The sequence below is a fragment of the Rhodopseudomonas palustris genome (assembly GCF_034479375.1).
GTDB lineage: Bacteria > Pseudomonadota > Alphaproteobacteria > Rhizobiales > Xanthobacteraceae > Rhodopseudomonas > Rhodopseudomonas palustris_M.
Window position 1 is genome coordinate 3,799,081 of sequence record NZ_CP140155.1, and the last position, 18,684, is coordinate 3,817,764.

An 18,684-nucleotide genomic window follows, 5' to 3' on the forward strand; every position below is an offset into this window, starting at 1 on the left:
CGGCTCGACCGTGCAGGCATGCTGCCGGCCCGCTCCGCAATGATTTGCAGGGCGGTCGTCAGGTTCGCGGACCCCTGACACTGCGCGCGAGAGACGTCCCTCAACCGAACTGCCGGCGACATCCGCATCTGGAGAACAAATGGCTTCGACCGATACTTACAACCCGACCCGCGACGATTTCGCCGCGATGCTCGACGAGTCCTTCGCCGGCGGCAATCTGCAGGAAAGCTCCGTCATCAAGGGCATCGTCGTCGCGATCGAAAAGGACATGGCCGTCATCGACGTCGGCCTGAAGACCGAAGGCCGCGTGGCGCTGCGCGAATTCGCAGGACCCGGCCGTGAAAGCGAATTGAAGGTCGGCGACACCGTCGAAGTGTTCCTCGACCGGATCGAGAACGCCCTCGGCGAAGCCGTGCTGTCGCGCGACAAGGCGCGCCGCGAAGAGAGCTGGGGCAAGCTCGAGAAGGCCTTCCAGGGCAACGAGAAGGTGTTCGGCGTCATCTTCAACCAGGTCAAGGGCGGCTTCACGGTCGACCTCGACGGCGCCGTGGCGTTCCTGCCGCGCTCGCAGGTCGACATCCGCCCGATCCGCGACGTCGCGCCGCTGATGAACAACTCGCAGCCGTTCCAGATCCTCAAGATGGACCGCCGCCGCGGCAACATCGTGGTGTCGCGCCGCACGGTTCTCGAAGAGACCCGCGCCGAGCAGCGCCAGGAGCTGGTGCAGAACCTCGAAGAGGGCCAGGTGATCGACGGCGTGGTCAAGAACATCACCGATTACGGTGCGTTCGTGGACCTCGGCGGCATCGACGGCCTGCTGCACGTGACCGACATCGCATGGCGTCGCGTCAACCACCCGACCGAAGTGCTGACGATCGGCCAGACCGTCAAGGTCAAGATCATCAAGATCAACCACGAGACCCACCGCATCTCGCTCGGCATGAAGCAACTGCTGGACGATCCGTGGCAGGGCATCGAGGCGAAGTACCCGCTGAACGCGCGCTTCACCGGCCGCGTCACCAACATCACCGACTACGGCGCGTTCGTCGAGCTCGAGCCGGGTATCGAAGGCCTGATCCACGTCTCCGAGATGTCGTGGACCAAAAAGAACATGCACCCCGGCAAGATCGTTTCGACTTCGCAGGAAGTCGAAGTGCAGGTGCTCGAGGTGGATTCGGTCAAGCGCCGGATTTCGCTCGGCCTCAAGCAGACGATGCGCAACCCGTGGGAAGTGTTCGTCGAGAAGTATCCGGTCGGCTCGACCGTCGAAGGCGAAGTCAAGAACAAGACCGAGTTCGGGTTGTTCTTGGGCCTCGACGGCGACGTCGACGGCATGGTGCATCTCTCCGACCTCGACTGGAAGCAGCCGGGCGAGCAGGTGATCGACAACTTCAAGAAGGGCGACATGGTCAAGGCCATCGTCCTCGACGTCGATGTCGAGAAGGAGCGCATCTCGCTCGGCGTCAAGCAGCTCGAAGGCGACCCCTTCGCCGAGCCGGGCGACGTCAAGAAGGGCGCGATCGTGACCTGCGAAGTGCTGGAAGTGAAGGAATCGGGCATCGACGTGCAGATCGTCGGCACCGACTTCGCCACCTTCATCAAGCGCTCGGAACTGGCGCGCGACCGCAACGATCAGCGCAGCGACCGCTTCGCGGTCGGTGAGAAGGTCGACGCCCGCGTGATCCAGTTCGACAAGAAGGCCCGCAAGGTCCAGGTGTCGATCAAGGCGCTGGAAGTCGCGGAAGAGAAGGAAGCCATCGCGCAGTACGGCTCGTCCGATTCGGGCGCGACGCTGGGCGACATTCTCGGCACCGCGCTCAAGCAGCGCGACAAGTAAGCCTCAGGCTTACGCCGACCAACATCAGGGCCCCGGCATCGCCGGGGCCCTTTTTGTTGTCGAAACACCACCGCCGTCATGCCCGGGCTCGTCCCGGGCATCCACGCCTTGACGGACTTCGCAACAGAAAGACGTAGATGGCCGGGACAAGCCCGGCCATGACGAAGGAAAGGTCACGCGCCGCGGCCGCGTCGTCCCGCCGCCGGCACCTTGTTTTCTTCATATTGGGGCGCAATTGATGTAATCCCGTCATGGGAAATCAACGATCCCATTTGAAAACCGTGAATAGTCTTCCGCCGGAGAAATTCCATGTCGCTTGATTCCGATGTGATCGTCGATCGCCGCCGCATTCGCCGCAAGTTGACGTTCTGGCGGGTCGCTGCGGTGCTGGTCGCGATCGGCGCAGTGATCGCGGTCGGCGCGATGGTGTCGCCGGCGGGCACCGCGCTCACGACCTCGGGCTCGATCGCGCGGATCAAGATCGACGGCCTGATCCGCAGCAACTCCGAACGGGTCGAGGCGCTGGAGCGGCTGGCGAAATCGAACAGCGCCGCGGTGATCGTCCACATCAATTCGCCGGGCGGCACCACCGCCGGCTCGGAAGAACTCTACACCGCGCTGATGCGGCTCAAGGCCAAGAAGCCGATGGTGGTGGTGGTCGAGGGCCTGGCCGCATCGGGCGGCTACATCGCCGCCATCGCCTCCGATCACATCATCGCGCAGCAGAGTTCGCTGGTCGGCTCGATCGGCGTGCTGTTCCAATATCCGAACGTCTCCGAACTGATGAAGACGGTCGGCGTCAAGGTCGAGGAGGTGAAGTCGTCACCGCTGAAGGCGGCACCGAACGGCTTCGAGCCGACCAGCCCCGAGGCGCGCGCCGCGCTGGAATCGCTGGTGCGGGATTCCTACGCGTGGTTTCGCGATCTGGTGAAGCAGCGCCGCGCCATGGACGACAATCAGCTCGGCATCGTCGCCGACGGCCGCGTCTTCACCGGCCGGCAGGCGGTCGGACTGAAACTGATCGATCAGCTCGGCGACGAGAAGACCGCGGTGGCGTGGCTGGAAACCGAGAAGAAGGTCAAGAGCGGCCTGCCGGTGCGCGACTTCAAGCTGGCGCCGCAGTTCGGCGACCTGACGTTCCTGCGGGCCGCGGCGTCGGTCACGCTCGATGCGCTCGGCCTCGGCCCGATCGCGCGACAGATCGAGCAGTCCGGCGCGATGCATCTCGGCCTCGACGGCATGCTCGCCTTGTGGGTGCCGGGTAGCAGCCGCTGACGGCGATGGCCGGCCCGCGTCGCGCCGGTTTCGTCCGGCCGACCACGCGCAAGGCGCCTCGCAAGCACCGTCGGACGGCATTGTCCAGCCTGCCTCATTTGATTTAGCGTCTTGACAGTTCACAGTATTTTCAAGGAAATGGCGGTCCGCACGCACGGACCACATCCTCGATGATCAAATCCGAACTCGTTCAGCGTATCGCCGAGCATAACCCGCACCTCTACCAGCGGGACGTCGAGAATATCGTCAACGCGATCCTCGACGAGATCGTCGATGCGCTGGCGCGTGGCGATCGGGTGGAGCTGCGCGGCTTCGGCGCGTTTTCGGTGAAGCACCGGCCCGCGCGTGCCGGCCGCAATCCGCGCACCGGCGCGCATGTTCCGGTCGACCAGAAGAGCGTGCCGTTTTTCAAGACCGGCAAGGAAATGCGCGAACGGCTGAACCGCGAGACCGGAAATACCGATACCGGCGCGTGACGCGACGCCCGTTTGCTGGGCAAGGCGAGCGAGAACGACATGCAGAAATTTCTGACAGCCGTGGTGCTGATTCCGCTCGGACTGATTTTCATCGTCTTCGCGGTCGCCAACCGCCATCTCGTCACGGTGTCGTTCGATCCGCTGGATGTCAGCGATCCGATCGGCACCGTGCAGATGCCGTTGTTCGTGCTGATCATCGGCGTCGCGATCCTCGGCGTGATCGCCGGCGGCATCGCTACCTGGTTCCGGCAGCGGCATTGGCGACGCGCGGCACGGCGGCATCAGGCCGAGGCGATCGAGGCCAGGGCGGAGCTGGCGAATTTGCGCGCCAGCATCGTCAGCCCGGCGCAGAGCGAACCGAAGCGGCTGCTGCTGGAACAGGGTTCCGCGACCGGCAGGCGCGACAAGGCCGGCGCGGCGCTGTAGAACACCGTCGAGTAGCCGGCCTTCCTGCCGCCGGCCGAAACCCGATCGCGAATCCATGTCCGTCGTCGTCAAAATCTGCGGCCTGTCGACCTGCGACACGCTCGAAGCGGCGGTCGCGGCCGGCGCCGATATGCTCGGCTTCGTGTTCTTTCCCGCCTCGCCGCGTCATGTCGGGCTCGACCTCGCGCGCCAGCTCGGCGACCAGATCGGCAGCCGCGCCGCCAAGGTCGCGCTGACGGTCGACGCCAGCGACGCGCTGATCCGCGACGTCGTCGACGCCCTCGCGCCGGACCTGCTGCAGCTCCACGGCAAGGAAAGCCCGGAGCGGATCCGCGCGATCAAACACACTTTCGGGCTGCCGGTGATGAAGGCCGTCGCGGTGGCGACCGCCGACGATCTCGCGGCGCTGCCCGCTTACGCCGCAGCAAGCGACCGCATCCTGTTCGACGCGCGGCCGCCGAAGGACGCGCTCCGCCCCGGCGGTCTCGGCGTGCCGTTCGACTGGGCGCTGCTGAGCGGCCTGGCGCTGCCCGTGCCGTTCATGGTGTCCGGCGGCATTACGCCCGGCAATGTCGCCGAGGCGTTGCGGGTGACCCGCGCCGGCGGCGTCGACGTGTCGTCCGGCGTCGAGACGACGCCGGGCGTCAAGGACCCCGAATTGATCCGAAGCTTCATCCGCGCCGCGCGCGCCAGCGAAGAGACGATGGCCTGACATGAATCAGATTTTGCCGAACTCGTTCCGATCCGGACCCGACGAGCGCGGGCATTTCGGCATCTTCGGCGGCCGCTTCGTCGCCGAGACGCTGATGCCGCTGATCCTCGATCTGGAGAAGGCCTACGCCGAAGCCAAGGACGATCCGGCGTTTCGCGCCGAGATGGACGGCTATCTCAAGCATTATGTCGGCCGGCCCTCGCCGCTGTATTTCGCCGAACGGCTGACCGAGCATTTCGGCGGCGCCAAGATCTACTTCAAGCGCGAGGACCTCAACCACACCGGCGCCCACAAGGTGAACAACGTGCTCGGCCAGATCATGCTGGCCAAGCGCATGGGCAAGCCGCGGGTGATCGCCGAGACCGGCGCCGGGATGCACGGCGTCGCCACCGCGACGATGTGCGCCAAATTCGGTCTCGAATGCGTGGTGTTCATGGGCGCGGTCGACGTCGAACGCCAGCAGCCCAACGTGCTGCGGATGAAGGCGCTCGGCGCCGAAGTCCGCCCCGTCACCTCCGGCGCCAACACGCTGAAGGACGCCATGAACGAGGCGCTGCGCGACTGGGTCACCAACGTCCACGACACCTTCTACTGCATCGGCACCGTCGCCGGCCCGCATCCCTATCCGATGATGGTGCGCGACTTCCAGGCGGTGATCGGCCAGGAAGTGCGCGGGCAGATCATGGAAGCCGAAGGCCGGCTGCCGGATTCGCTGATCGCCTGCATCGGCGGCGGCTCCAACGCGATGGGACTGTTCCACCCCTTCCTCGACGATGCCGGCGTCGCGATCTACGGCGTCGAGGCCGCGGGCCACGGCCTCGGCAAGCTGCATGCGGCGTCGATCGCCGGCGGCAAGCCCGGCGTGCTGCACGGCAACCGCACCTATCTGCTGATGGACACCGACGGCCAGATCCAGGAAGCGCATTCGATCTCGGCCGGCCTCGACTATCCGGGCATCGGCCCCGAGCACGCCTGGCTGCACGACGTCGGCCGCGTCAACTTCCTGTCCGCCACCGACACCGAGGCGCTCGACGCTTTCAAGCTGTGCTGCCGGCTCGAGGGCATCATCCCGGCGCTGGAGCCGGCGCACGCCCTGGCCAAGGTCGCCGAGCTCGCGCCGATCCTGCCGAAGGATCATCTGATGGTGCTCAACATGTCGGGCCGCGGCGACAAGGACCTCGCCTCGGTCGCCGAGCATCTCGGGGGCCAGTTCTGATGACCACGCGTATCGACACCCGCTTCGCCCAGCTTAAGCGTGAAGGCCGCCCGGCTTTCGTCACCTTCGTGATGGCGGGCGATCCCGACCTCGCGACCTCGCTGCAGATCCTCGAGGCGCTGCCGGCCGCCGGCGCCGACATCATCGAGATCGGCATGCCGTTCACCGACCCGATGGCCGACGGGCCGGCGATCCAGGCGGCGGGGCTGCGTGCGCTGCACGCCGGCGCGACGCTGCACAAGACGCTCGACCTGGTCGGCGACTTCCGCAAGCACGACGACGCCACGCCCGTGGTGCTGATGGGCTACTACAATCCGATCTACATCTACGGCGTCGACGCGTTTCTCGCCGACGCCAGGAAGGCCGGCGTCGACGGGCTGATCATCGTCGATCTGCCGCCGGAGGAAGATTCCGAATTGTGCCTGCCGGCGATGAAGGCCGGGCTGAATTTCATTCGGCTGGCGACGCCCACCACCGACGAAAAGCGGTTGCCGGCGGTGCTCGCCAACACCTCGGGCTTCGTCTATTACGTCTCGATCACCGGCATCACCGGCTCGGCTTCGGCGGATTCGGCCGCGGTCGGCGACGCGGTGGCCCGGATCAAGCGCCACACCGACCTGCCGGTCTGCGTCGGCTTCGGCATCCGCACCCCCGAGGGCGCGCGCGCGATCGCCGCACAGGCCGACGGCGCGGTGGTCGGCTCGGCGCTGATCGACGCGCTGCAGAACAGCCTCGACGCCGACAACCGCGCCACCAAGGCGACCGTCGGGGCGGTGGCGGACCTGGTCGCGGCGCTTGCGGCCGGCGTGCGCGGCGCCAAACAGGCTGCGGAATAGGCAGTCATCAATTCGGGGCATGGTCTGGACGGAGCCGACCTCCGCCGCCATATCCCGACAGTGCAATGAACCTGGCGACGCCCTTCCGGGGGCGACGCGGAGACCATCATGAACTGGCTGACCAACGTCGTCCGTCCCAAGATCCGCAACATCCTGCGGCGCGAAACGCCGGAGAATCTCTGGATCAAATGTCCGGATACCGGGCAATTGGTGTTCTACAAGGACGTCGAACAGAACCAGTTCGTGATCCCGGGCTCGAACTATCACATGCGCATGGGCGCGCTGGCGCGGCTGCGGTCGGTGTTCGACAACGAGACCTGGTACGACGTCGCGCTGCCGGAAGTGACCGCCGACCCGCTGAAATTCCGCGACGAGCGCAAATATGTCGACCGCATCAAGGACGCCCGCGCCAAGACCGGCGCCCATGACGCGGTGAAGGTCGGCTTCGGCAAGCTCGAAGGCCTCGGCGTCGTCGCCGCGGTGCAGGATTTCGACTTCATGGGCGGCTCGCTCGGCATGGCGGCCGGCGAGGCGATCATCCGCGGGCTGGAGCTCGCGGTCGAGAAACACGCGCCCTTCATCATGTTCGCGGCCTCCGGCGGCGCGCGGATGCAGGAAGGCATCCTGTCGCTGATGCAGATGCCGCGCACCACCGTCGCGGTGCAGATGCTGCGCGAGGCCGGGCTGCCCTACATCGTGGTGCTGACCAACCCGACCACCGGCGGCGTCACCGCCTCCTACGCGATGCTGGGCGATATCCAGCTCGCCGAGCCCGGCGCGCTGATCGGCTTCGCCGGCGCCCGCGTGATCGAACAGACCATCCGCGAGAAGCTGCCGGACGGCTTCCAGCGCGCCGAATATCTGCGCGACCACGGCATGGTCGACATGGTGGTGCACCGCCACGAGCTGCGCCCGACGCTGGCGCGGCTGTGCCGGATCCTGACCAAGACGCCGCTGCCCGCGGCCGAAGAACTGGTCGCGGTCGACGACGCAGCCCAGGACACGGAAGCCGCGGCCGCGACCGAAATCGTGGCGACGCCGCCCGAGCCGGCGCCGCCGCCGGCCGCGCCGCAGGCGTGAGCGCAGCGACCTCCGCCCCGAACCCGCCTGCGACGGTCGGCGAACTCCGCGCGCGCCTCGCGCAGCTTCACCCCGCGCAGATCGACCTGACGCTCGACCGTATCGAGCGGCTGCTGGCGGCGCTGGGTCACCCCGAACGCCGGTTGCCCCCGGTGATCCACATCGCCGGCACCAACGGCAAAGGCTCCACCCTCGCCTTTCTCCGCGCCATTCTCGAAGCCGCGGGCCTCTGCGTCCACGCCTACACCTCGCCGCATCTGGTGCGCGTCAACGAGACGATTCGCCTCGGGAAGCCGGGCGGCGGCGTGCTGGTGAGTGACGAGGAGCTGGCCGAGGCGCTTTCGCATTGCGAGCGCGTCAACGCCGGCGCGCCGATCACGCTGTTCGAGATCGAGACCGCGGCGGCGCTGCATCTGTTCGCGCAGCATCCCGCCGACGTCGTGCTGCTCGAAGTCGGCCTCGGCGGAAGACTCGACGCCACCAACGTCATCGACCATCCGCTCGCCTGCGTGCTGACGCCGATCGGCATCGACCACACTGAATTTCTCGGGCCGACGCTCGCCGACATCGCCGCCGAGAAGGCCGGCATCCTGCGCCGCGGCGCGCCGGTGATCGTCGCCGAGCAAGCCGACGACGCGATGGACGTGATCGAACGCGAGGCGAAGCGTCTGCGCGCGCCGCTGCACGCGCGCGGCCAGCATTGGCATGTCGACGTCGAGCACGGCCGGCTCGCTTATCAGGACGACCGCGGCCTCATGGACCTCACCGCGCCAAAACTGTTCGGCCGGCATCAGATCGACAATGCCGGGCTGGCGATCGCGACGCTGCGGGCGCAGCAGCGCTTCACCATCGATCAGGACGCGTATCAGACCGGACTGCTCGCGGCGGAGTGGCCGGCGCGGATGCAGCGGCTGACGACGGGGAAACTACTCGATGACGCGCCGCAAGGCTGCGAACTCTGGCTCGACGGCGGCCACAATGCCGACGGCGGACGTGTCGCGGCGGCCGCTCTCGGCGATCTGGAAGAGCGGGTGTCGCGACCGCTGGTGATCATTACCGGCATGATGGCCAACAAGGACGCCGGCGCGTTCCTGACCAATTTCACCGGACTGACGCGCCACGTCATCGCGGTACCGATCCCCGACCGCGCCGGCGCGATGGCGCCGGAAGCGCTCGCCGATTCCGGACGTGCGCTCGGCCTGCGGGTCGAACTCGCCGACGGCGTCGACGCCGCGCTGCGGCGGATCGCCGGCCTTGCCTACGAGCTGCCGCCGCGTATCCTGATCACCGGCTCGCTGTATCTCGCCGGCCACGTGCTGAGCCTCAACGGCACGCCGCCGAACTGACCCCAACCGAACGAGACCCGCCATGCGGATCGCCGCCATCGCCGACATGCACAGCAACTACGCGGCGCTGGAGGCGGTGCTGGCCGATATCGGCAGGCAGGGCGTCGACCACCTCGTCTGCCTCGGCGACATGGCGAGCGGCCCGCTCGACGCGCGGCGGACGCTGGACATGCTGATGGCGCTCGACATCACGGTGGTGCTCGGCAATCACGACCGCTATCTGCTCGATCGCCCGCGCGACGACATGGGCGCGTGGGACAAGATCGCGTTCGATCAGCTCGACGCCCATCATCTCGACTGGCTGCGCAGTATCCCGGCGACGCACGTGCTCGACGGCGCGGTGTTTCTCTGCCACGCCACGCCCGGCAACGACGAGACCTACTGGCTCGAAACCGTCAACCCGGACGGCGCGATCCGGATGTCGGATCTCGCCGCGATCGAGACCCATGCCGACGGCATCGCGCAATCGCTGATCCTGTGCGCCCACACCCACATCCCCCGCGCGGTGCGCCTGCGCGACGGCCGGCTGATCGTCAATCCCGGTAGCGCCGGCTGTCCCGGCTATCGTGATCGCGTGCCGTATCCGCATCTGATGCAGACCGGCACGCCGGACGCGAGCTACGCGATCCTCGATCGCGCCAACGGCGAATGGCGGGTCTCGCTTCGCCTGATCCCCTACGACCACGCCGCGATGGCCGCACTCGCCCGACGGAACGGCATGGCGGCCTATGCCGACACGCTGGCGAGCGGATGGGTCAGGCCAGCAGCCTGAACGGATCGACTGCTTCTGCGCGAGCTCGAGGGCAGGAGTCGCCCGCGCTCTGCCCGTGTCGCCCCCACCCCAGCCCTCCCCCGCAAGTGCGGGAGAGGGGGCGCGTCGTGCGTGGGGAGGGGCAGTGCTGGTGCCCCCGCGTCCGCTGACGAAGCGATCCGAGACAAGGTCTATCACCGGGCACGGTCGGTCCCTCTCCCGCTTGCGGGGGAGGGCTAGGGTGGGGGCGACGCGGGCGCGGCGTTCGCGTGGTGTGCTTGCCCTCTGAAACGCAAACGGCCGGCGGATGCCGGCCGTTGCAGAACGTTCAGTGGCGCGGCTCAGACCGCCGAGCTGATCCACTGCTGCAGCTTGGCCTTCGGCGCGGCGCCGACCTGGCGGGAGGCCATCTCGCCGCCCTTGAAGATCATCAGCGTCGGGATCGACATCACGCCGTATTTCGACGCGGTGACCGGGCTCTCGTCGACATTGAGCTTCACGATCTTGACCGTGTCGCCCATCGCGCCGGAGATCTCGTCCAGCGCCGGCGCGATCATGCGGCAGGGGCCGCACCACTCGGCCCAGAAATCCACCACGACCGGCCCCTCCGCCTTGAGAACTTCAGCTTCGAAATCGGCGTCTGACACCTTGCCTACGGCCATGGAATACCTCGTGAAAGCGGATGATGGCGCAGCGGGAATCGCGCCGGGGAGCTGAATTCAAAGTATGAACGCGCCGGGGCGGGGTCAAGCGCGCTCACGCGATCGGCGGCACGGCCTGCTCCGCGTCCAGCGCAGAGGCTGAAATCTCCATGATTTCAGGCGTTTCCGTCCACAGCAGGGCGGCCCTGACGATCCGCTGTGGATACAGCAGCGCCAGCACGGCCCGGTACAGCGCAAGCTGGCGCAGATAGGCCGGCGGCGTTTCGGCCAGCGTCGCCGGCGGGGACTGGTTGGTCTTGAAATCCACGATCAGAACCTCGGCGTCGGTCACCACCAGCCGGTCGATCTGGCCGGACACCAGTACCGGTTGGCCATGGCGCTGCACCCGGCCGACGACCGGCACCTCGGCCCGGCTGCCGGGCGCGAAGACAGCGGCGAAGCGGGGGTCAGCAATCACCTGCAGCACCCGCGCGGCGAGCGCGGCGCGGTCCTCGTCGTTCCAATCCTTCGCATTGCGGGCGAGATAGCGCGCGGCTGCGTCGGCGCGAACATCCGCCGGCAGATCGGGCAGCGACTGCAGCAGCCGGTGCACCAGCGTGCCGCGCTGCAAGGCGCGCTGGCGTTGCGCCTCCGACTCGCCGCGGCGCAGGCGGCGGGCATCGGACTCGTCGGAATCGGATGGCCGCAGCACGTCGTCGGACGCGCGTTGCGCCGGCGCGGCCTGGCGCAACCAATCCGGCACGATCAGCGGCGACGCGGCGGGCGGTGCTTCGGGCGCGGCGGCTTCGACGGTCTCGTCCTCGGGACGGCAATAACGCTTCACCGCGCCATCCGGCGGCGGCACCGCGCGCATCGCCAAACCCGAACTCTCCAGACCCTTGCTGATCAGATCGTACCAGGACAGCGCGCGGACATCGTTGCGATTGCCCGGCATGCAGCCGCCGACGATCAGCCGATCCGCGGCGCGCGTCATCGCGACGTAAAGCAGCCGGCGATATTCGTCCTCGGTCTCCCTGATCATCGCGGCGCGGGCCTGCTCGACGACGCGGGGATCGTTGGCCTTGCGGCCGGCCCACACCATCGCGGACGGCGCGCCGGGCTGCGCATTGCCGCCGGGCAGCCGGATCAGATTGAGCCGCTGGCTATCGGCCGGCGACGATGTGGTATCGACCAGGAACACCACCGGCGCTTCCAGCCCCTTGGCGCCGTGCACGGTCATGACGCGGACCTCGTCGCGCGAGATTTCCATGTCGCGCTTGATCTCGGTATCGGCGGCGCGCAGCCACGCGACGAAGCCCTGCAGCGACGGCGGCTGCTTCTGCTCGAAGCTCAGCGCCAGTTCGAGAAACTCGTCGAGCGCGTCATTGGCTTCCGGCCCGAGCCGGCGCAGCATGCGGGCGCGGCCGCCATCGCCGCCGAGCAGCCAGGCGTAGAAGCCGAACGGCGTCTCGGCCTGGGCGCGGGATGCGCAGGTGTCGAGGCGATGCAGCGCGGCTGATAGTTTCGGATCGCCCGCCGCGTGTTCGCGCAGCGCGGCGCGCAGCGAGCCCTTGCGCCGCCACGCCAGCCGGAACAGATCGTCGTCGTCGAGCCCGAACAGCGGACTCTTCAGCGCCACCGCGAGCGCCAGATCGTCCTGCGGCAGCAGCAGCGCGTCCGCCAGATTCATCAGGTCGATGATCGCGATGTGTTCGGTCAGCTTCAGCCGGTCGGCGCCGGCGACCGGAATGCCGCCGCGCTTCAAGGCCTGGATCACCGCATCGAACGCCGAGCCGCGGCGACGCACCAGCACCAGCACGTCGCCATAGCGCAGCCGACGCCGGTCGCCTTGCGACCCCGTCATGGTGCCGCTGCCGATCAGCGACGCGATCTCGGCCTGCACCTTGTGCGCCAGCCGCACTTCGGGGCTGGTTTCCGACACCGCATCGAACGGCGCGCGCCAGCCTTCGATGTCCTGCTTGTCGTCGGGCACTTCGAGCGGCCACAGATCGATCAGGCTGGGGCCTGCATCGGTCAGCGCCTGATGCAGCGGATAGGCGTCGTCGGCGTGAATGCTGCGGTAGATGTCGCGATCGCGAAACACGTGATCGACCGACTGCAGGATGGTGGCGCCGGAGCGGAACGAGTAGTTGAAGCTGACCTTCTCGAAGGCGAGCCCGGCGCCGTGGAAGCGCCGCTGCAGCAGATCGCGCCGCTCGGCGAATTCCTTCGGCACCGCGCCCTGAAACGAGAAGATCGACTGCTTCTCGTCGCCGACCGCGAACACCGTGCGCCGCACGCCCTCGCGCGCGCCCTCGCCGGCGGTGAATTCGGCGATCAGATGCGCGACGATGTCCCATTGCTTCGGGCTGGTGTCCTGCGCCTCGTCGATCAGCACATGATCGACGCCGCGATCGAGCTTGAAATGCACCCAGCTCGACGCGCCGCTGTCGAGCATCTGCAGCGTCCGGTCGATCAGATCATCATAATCGAGCAGCCCGCGCTCCTGCTTTTCGCGGCGGATGCGCTCGGCGACGTCGAAGGCGATCACCAGCAGCGCGCGGGTGCGCTCGCGCATCAGCAACGCGCGGCGGCGCTCCAGCAGATCCTCGAGCCGCGCGCCCTCGCGCTTGAGGTCCTCGACCAGACCGGGCGCGGCATCGGCGATCTTCTTGGTCGCGAAGCTTTTTCGCAGGCCGTTGTCCTTGGTGAAGAACACCTCGCAATATTTGTCGAGCTGTGCGGTGCCCGACAGCGCGATCGCCGCCCGCAGCCGCTTGGCCTGCGCCTGATCGTTGGCGCTGCCCTGTTCGAACATCGCCGCTGCCGTGGGCCATTGCGACCGCGGCAGATGCGGGCCGTCGACGATGTCGCGCTCGACATTGTCGCAACTGTCCTCCGCCGCGACGCCGAGCGTCACTGAGAGTTGCGCCATCGCGCCGTCGACACCGCCGGCCTGGGCGATCCATCCGAGGAAGCGGTCGCGGCTCATGCAGGCTTCCTGCACCACCTCGCGGAAGGTGATATCCGCCGCGCTGGTCATCGCCAGCGCCAGCGCGCGTCCGGCGGCGCTGTCCGGCGCGGCGGCTGCCTGCAGCAGCACCGCGAGACTGGCGCGCTGCATCAATTCGGCCTGATCGCGATCGTCCAGCACGCTGAACCGCGCCGGCACATTGGCCTCGAACGGAAACTGCTGCAGCAGCCGGGTGCACAGCGCGTGGATGGTCTGCACTTTCAGCCCGCCCGGCGTCTCCAGCGCGCAGGCGAACAGTTTTCGCGCCTGCGCCAACAGGGACGGAGCGACCGAATTGATGCCGGTGGCGCGGATCGCGGCCGTCAGCGCGTCGTCGTCGAGCGTCACCCAGCGGCCGAGCGTGGTGAAGACGCGCTCGGCCATGTTGGCGGCGGCGGCCTTGGTGAAGGTGATACACAGGATGCGCTCCGGCGGCACGCCATCGAGCAGCAGCCGGATGACGCGCTGCACCAGAACATGCGTCTTGCCGGAGCCGGCATTGGCCGAGACGAACACCGAGGCGGACGGATCGGAGGCGAGGATCTGGCGCTCGCGGGCCTGATCCGGAATGCTGCGCGGGCCGCTCATCGCTGCGCCTCCCCGACGCCGCCAGCGGCCGACCATTCCTTGATCCGCGCCAGATCGTCGTAGCGGCCGTAGCGCTGCGCCCACATCGACAGCACCAGCGCGTGATAAGGCTGCGCCTCGTCGTCGAAACGTCGGACCAGCGCTTCGAGCTTGGCGCGGGCCTCGGCTGCGGCATCGTCGGGATACTGCGGCTCGTCCTTGCGTTCGATCTTCAGTTCCAGCACGCGCTCGTCGCCGGGCGGCGAGTTGCCGCTGAGCTTGACGTAGGTCAGCTCGCTCACCGACGCGCCCGCGTCGATGCCGTCGAAGCCACCCTCGCGCAGGATCGCGGCTTCGAGCGTCAGTTGCGGCGACAGCCCCATCCGCACCTGCTTGCCGGTCGGCGGGTTGCCGGTCTTGTAGTCGAGGATCGCGTAGCTGCCGTCGGCGCGATGCTCGATCCGGTCGGCGCGCGCGGTCAGCACGAAGTTGCGGCCGCCGTCGAGCGCGATCGACAGGCTGCCGTCGCGCTCGGCGAACACGCGCGGGCCGTCGGCGCGGCGCGCTTGCTCCCAATTGCCGAACCAGGCTGCGATGCGGGCGAAGCGCGGCCACCACAGCGCGCGGGCCTCGGGATGATCCATCAGCGGCGCGAAGTGCTTCTCGCCGATGGCGAGCAGCACCCGCGCCGGATCGTCCGGCAACGCATCGGGGAAGCGCTGGGTGAAGTCACCGAGCGCTTCGTGGATCGCCGAGCCGCGATCGGCCGCCGACAGCGGCATGTCGACCGGGTCGATCGCCGACAGGCCGAGAATGAACTTGGCGTAGATCGTGTAGGGATCGCGCAGCCAGTCCTCGATCGCGGTGACCGACAGCTTCAGCGGCCGGGCCTCGCGCGGTGGCTTCGGCGCCGGCTGGGCGATCGGCACGACCTTTTCGGGCCGATCCAGCGCCAGCGCGTAGTCCAAATACGTCTGCCCGCGGTCCTTGATGTCGCTCCAGCGCGGCTTGCCCGCCACCGCTTCGAGCCGGTGCAGGAACCGCGACGCCACCGCCGGCGCGCCGCCGACTTTATTGGCGTGGGTGAGAATCACTTCATTCGCGCCGAGCAGTTGCGCGAAATCGTGCGCCGACAGGCCGATCCGGCGCTCCGGCAGATCGAGCCCGAGTTCGTGGCGCATCGGCCGCGACAGCCACGGATCGATCCGCGGCGCCGGCGGCCAGACGCCTTCGACCAGCCCGCCGAGAACGACGCGATCGTGCTGCGTCAGCCGCGCCTCGAGCGGGCCGTAGATCCGCAGCGCCGCATCGGCGAGTTCGGGCCGGCGCACGGTGCGATCCCCGAAAGCAGTCTCGAACACGTCCGCGTAGTCATGCGGCGGCACCATCACGCCGCTCAGCGGCGCGACCGCGGCGAGATCGTCGAACGCTTTCAGCAGCGCCGATCCTTGCGGCCCTTCGAACGCGACTGCATTTTCGTCGTGATCGATCGACAGCGCGATCAGCACGTCGCGATGACGCTGCCCGAACGCGCACAGATCGAGCGGGTCGGCGCCGACGCTTTCGAGCGGCGCCAGCGCGGCGCGCAACGCCACGATCAACGTCTCGGCACCGTCGAGCGCGTCGTCGCCGAGCCGCGCGCGCGGCTCCGACTTGTGCAGCGCGCTCGCCTCGTTGCGCCTCAGCTTCGTCAACTCGGCGCGATAGTGCGCAAACTCCTTGGCCAGACCTTCATTGCCGGCCGCCGGCCGGGTGCCGCGCAGCAGCGCCAATTCCAGCGTCTCGACCGCGGAGCGCCAGCCGTGCGCGTCGCGGCCGAGCCGCAGCAGCGGGTGTTTCAGCAGCGCCAGCAGCGTCGCCGGCTCGCAGCCGTGCAACGCCGTCTCGGCGGCGAGCCGGGCGAAGATGCCGGCCTGCGTATCCATCAGCGAGTCGCCGCCGGAATCGTCGACCGGAAGATTCCAGCGGCCGAGTGCCGCGACGACGCGGCGCGCCAGCGCGCGATCCGGCGTCACCAAAGCGGCGGACTGGCCGCGCTCGCGTGCCTCGCGCAGCGCGACGGCAATCGTCAGCGCCTCGATCTCCGAGTTCGGCGCCTCGATCAGCGTCAGGCCATGGGTGCCGTCGCCAATCAGTTGGTCGATAGCGGGGTCGGCGAGCCGGTCGTGCCACGATGCCGTCGCCGCCGACGGCCGCATCGCCTCGGAAGCGAGCAGTTCGCGGCCGTGGCGCTTGCCTTCGCCGAGGCGGATAACGTCGCGCCGCTCCAATCCCATGCGCGCCAGCAGGGCGTGCATGGCGAATTGCGGATGGTTCGGCGACGGCGGCGAGACGAGCTTGCCCTGCTTGTCGTGCACCGGGCCGATCATCTGCCACGCCGCCTCGTCGAGTTCGGTGTCGAGCCCCGGCAGCACCACGGCGCCATGCGGCAGTTGGGCGATGGCGTGCAGGAGGCGCGCGGTCGCCGGCATCGAGCCGGTCGAGCCCGCCGCGATCACCGGCCCGCCGCGATGCGCCGCAAGCCGCGCCGCTTCGGCCTCGATCAACAGATCGCGCCGCGCCGCCGGCTCGATGCGGTCGCTCTCGCGCAGATGCTGCGGCCACCACTGCCCGGCGATCTTGAGGAAATCCAGCGTCAGCCGCCAGTAGCGGTCGAACGCCTCCGGCACCAGCGTGTCGAGCGCCGCCCAATCGACGCCGCGCGTCGCCATGTCGTCGATCAGCCGCGCCAGATCGTCCGCCAGCGCCAATGTCGAGGCCGGGCCGCCGACCACCAGCGGCGATTGCAGCGGATCGCCGGGGCGCAGGCCCTTGGCCCAGGCGGCGATCAGTTGCGCCAGCAACAGGCGACGCGGCAGGCCGTCGAGCGCCGGCGGAATGTCGAGATCGGCCGCGCCGGTCGCGGCCTGCGCGAACGCCAGTTCGTCCTCGTCGACGTCGCCGAGCGGGACGATCCGCGGCAGCAGCACGGCGTCGGTTCCGAGCACGTCGAGAAAGACGTCGCGCGCGAGGCGACCGGCGCGGCGGGTCGGCAGATACAGCGTCGCCTCGGCGAGGCTCTCGGGCCTGGCGCGCGCGTCGAAGCCCTCGATCAATCGGCCGTCGACCAGAGCTTCGATCGTCGTGCGCAAAAACGGCGCGGAGGGCGGGACACTGAAAACGCGCATGAAAATCCTGATTCGCCGATCGGGCGATCATGGCATGGCGCGGACCGGCACGGGAGGTGCCGGGCGGCGCTTCACGCGACGCTGGCCAGATAGGCGCGCTCGGCGGCGGCGACCGCGTCCGGGGTTCCGACATGCATCCAGACGCCGTCGAGCCGCAGCCCGAACAGCCGCTGCCGCTCGGCGGCGCGGTCGAACATCCGCGTCAGCGAGAACTCGCTTTGCGGCGCATCCTTGAAGATCGCGGGCTGCATGATGGCGACGCCGGCATAGACGAACGGCGTCACCTCGTTCTCCTTGCGCTTGCGCAGAGTGCCGTCGGCGGCCATCGCGAAGTCGCCCTTGCCGGCATAGCCGATGCTGCCCGCGGTCGGCGCCATCAGCAGCAGAATGTCCATCCGCGCCGGATCGAACGCATCCGCGAGCCGCGTCAGATTCGGCCGTACGCCGTCGATCCACAGCGTATCGGCGTTGAGATGATAGAACGGCGCTTCGCCGAGCAGCGGCAGCGCCTTGACCACCGCGCCGCCGGTGCCCAGCACGACGTCGCGCTCGTCCGAGATGATCACGCGCGGGCTGGTGCGCGCGGCGGTGTGATCGATGATCTGGTCCGGCAGATAGTGCACGTTGATCACGGCCTCGGCGACGCCGGCGTCGGCGAGCCGGTCGAGCACATGATCGAGCAGCGGCTTGCCGGCGACCGGCACCAGCGGCTTGGGTTTGTGGTCGGTCAGCGGGCGCATCCGCACGCCGAAGCCGGCGGCGAGAACCATCGCTTTTGAAGGTTGAACGGACATCGTCGCTCGTTGTTGGGACCGAACCGGATTCGTGCGAATCGATTGTATCACGCAGCACCGGCCGGTCTATCGGCGGCCAGCCTGGCGGTCACATCTCAGCGGTCTTGAGGTAATCGTGAACCATGACGCCGATGCGACATCCGCCGGGCGAACAGCGTCGCGCGGCGATCCGGCGCAATCATGCCCGGCGTGCGACGGCCGTCAGGCGGCGGGGGCCGCCGCGCGCGCGACCTGTTTCTTCTTCTTGTCGTGGCGCAGGAAGCTGACGCCGATCTGGTCGCCATTGACCCAGCTCAGCTCGCAGCGGCGATAGGCCAGGCCCGTGGACGACAGCAGCAGAAAGAACTCCTTGAGGTTCAGCCCTTCGACCGACCCCTCGACGGTCAGCTTGGCGCCGGACTCGGAGACGTCCTCGAGCATGCAGGGACGGCGCCAGGTGCCGTCGATCGCCATCATCTGCGCCCGGATTCCGCGTTCGAATACGACGCGCCCATCCTTGTTACGTTCGCCAGCCATCTCTTTTCCTCGCCCCGAACAGCGACCACGA

15 protein-coding genes are annotated in these 18,684 nt (G+C 68.2%); 10 read left to right on the forward strand and 5 right to left on the reverse strand.

Going from position 1 to position 18,684, the window contains the following annotated elements:
• Nucleotides 1–139: 139 nt before the first annotated feature.
• The 10 genes from rpsA (at nucleotide 140) to SR870_RS17185 (ending at nucleotide 9,976) form a co-directional block, all read left to right on the forward strand.
• Nucleotides 140–1,837: a 30S ribosomal protein S1 gene (rpsA, locus tag SR870_RS17140; RefSeq protein WP_322514743.1), complete on the forward strand. Its 1,698-nt coding sequence runs from the start codon at nucleotides 140–142 to the stop codon at nucleotides 1,835–1,837.
• Nucleotides 1,838–2,146: 309 nt separating this feature from the next.
• The gene (sppA, locus tag SR870_RS17145; RefSeq protein ID WP_322514744.1) at nucleotides 2,147–3,112 is read left to right on the forward strand and encodes a signal peptide peptidase SppA; all 966 of its coding nucleotides are present in this window, start codon (nucleotides 2,147–2,149) and stop codon (nucleotides 3,110–3,112) included.
• 170 nt (nucleotides 3,113–3,282) lie between these two features.
• Nucleotides 3,283–3,588, forward strand: a complete 306-nt coding sequence (locus tag SR870_RS17150; protein WP_322514745.1) for an integration host factor subunit beta — start codon at nucleotides 3,283–3,285, stop codon at nucleotides 3,586–3,588.
• A gap of 39 nt (nucleotides 3,589–3,627) precedes the next feature.
• On the forward strand, nucleotides 3,628–4,014 hold the full coding sequence (locus SR870_RS17155) for a LapA family protein (RefSeq protein WP_322514746.1): 387 nt from the start codon (nucleotides 3,628–3,630) through the stop codon (nucleotides 4,012–4,014).
• A 55-nt stretch (nucleotides 4,015–4,069) separates the two neighbouring features.
• Complete coding sequence (locus SR870_RS17160) at nucleotides 4,070–4,726, forward strand: phosphoribosylanthranilate isomerase (RefSeq protein WP_322514747.1); 657 nt, start codon at nucleotides 4,070–4,072, stop codon at nucleotides 4,724–4,726.
• Between the two features lies 1 nt (nucleotide 4,727).
• Nucleotides 4,728–5,942 (forward strand): tryptophan synthase subunit beta, encoded by a 1,215-nt coding sequence (gene trpB, locus SR870_RS17165; protein ID WP_322514748.1) that lies wholly within the window; start codon nucleotides 4,728–4,730, stop codon nucleotides 5,940–5,942.
• On the forward strand, nucleotides 5,942–6,778 hold the full coding sequence (gene trpA, locus SR870_RS17170; RefSeq protein ID WP_322514749.1) for a tryptophan synthase subunit alpha: 837 nt from the start codon (nucleotides 5,942–5,944) through the stop codon (nucleotides 6,776–6,778). Before trpB ends, trpA begins: the two co-directional genes overlap by 1 nt.
• Before the next feature lie 108 nt (nucleotides 6,779–6,886).
• Complete coding sequence (gene accD / locus SR870_RS17175; protein WP_322514750.1) at nucleotides 6,887–7,858, forward strand: acetyl-CoA carboxylase, carboxyltransferase subunit beta; 972 nt, start codon at nucleotides 6,887–6,889, stop codon at nucleotides 7,856–7,858.
• Entirely contained in the window at nucleotides 7,855–9,204 is a 1,350-nt protein-coding gene (locus SR870_RS17180; RefSeq protein ID WP_322514751.1) for a folylpolyglutamate synthase/dihydrofolate synthase family protein, read from the forward strand. The genes accD and SR870_RS17180 overlap by 4 nt, the downstream gene beginning before the upstream one ends.
• A gap of 22 nt (nucleotides 9,205–9,226) precedes the next feature.
• Nucleotides 9,227–9,976 carry a metallophosphoesterase family protein gene (locus tag SR870_RS17185; RefSeq protein ID WP_322514752.1) on the forward strand — a complete coding sequence of 250 codons (750 nt, stop codon included), beginning with the start codon at nucleotides 9,227–9,229 and terminating at the stop codon, nucleotides 9,974–9,976.
• Nucleotides 9,977–10,296: 320 nt separating this feature from the next.
• Here the strand turns inward: SR870_RS17185 and trxA are convergent, their stop codons facing one another.
• From trxA to SR870_RS17210, 5 genes are all read right to left on the reverse strand, one after another.
• Complete coding sequence (gene trxA, locus SR870_RS17190) at nucleotides 10,297–10,617, reverse strand: thioredoxin (protein ID WP_322514753.1); 321 nt, start codon at nucleotides 10,615–10,617, stop codon at nucleotides 10,297–10,299.
• A 94-nt stretch (nucleotides 10,618–10,711) separates the two neighbouring features.
• The gene (gene addA, locus SR870_RS17195) at nucleotides 10,712–14,197 is read right to left on the reverse strand and encodes a double-strand break repair helicase AddA (RefSeq protein WP_322514754.1); all 3,486 of its coding nucleotides are present in this window, start codon (nucleotides 14,195–14,197) and stop codon (nucleotides 10,712–10,714) included.
• The gene (gene addB / locus SR870_RS17200; protein WP_322514755.1) at nucleotides 14,194–17,343 is read right to left on the reverse strand and encodes a double-strand break repair protein AddB; all 3,150 of its coding nucleotides are present in this window, start codon (nucleotides 17,341–17,343) and stop codon (nucleotides 14,194–14,196) included. The genes addA and addB overlap by 4 nt, the downstream gene beginning before the upstream one ends.
• Nucleotides 17,344–17,414: 71 nt before the next feature.
• Nucleotides 17,415–18,137 carry a nucleotidyltransferase family protein gene (locus tag SR870_RS17205; protein WP_322514756.1) on the reverse strand — a complete coding sequence of 241 codons (723 nt, stop codon included), beginning with the start codon at nucleotides 18,135–18,137 and terminating at the stop codon, nucleotides 17,415–17,417.
• Between the two features lie 201 nt (nucleotides 18,138–18,338).
• The gene (locus SR870_RS17210) at nucleotides 18,339–18,653 is read right to left on the reverse strand and encodes a PilZ domain-containing protein (RefSeq protein ID WP_322514757.1); all 315 of its coding nucleotides are present in this window, start codon (nucleotides 18,651–18,653) and stop codon (nucleotides 18,339–18,341) included.
• Nucleotides 18,654–18,684 lie beyond the last annotated feature (31 nt).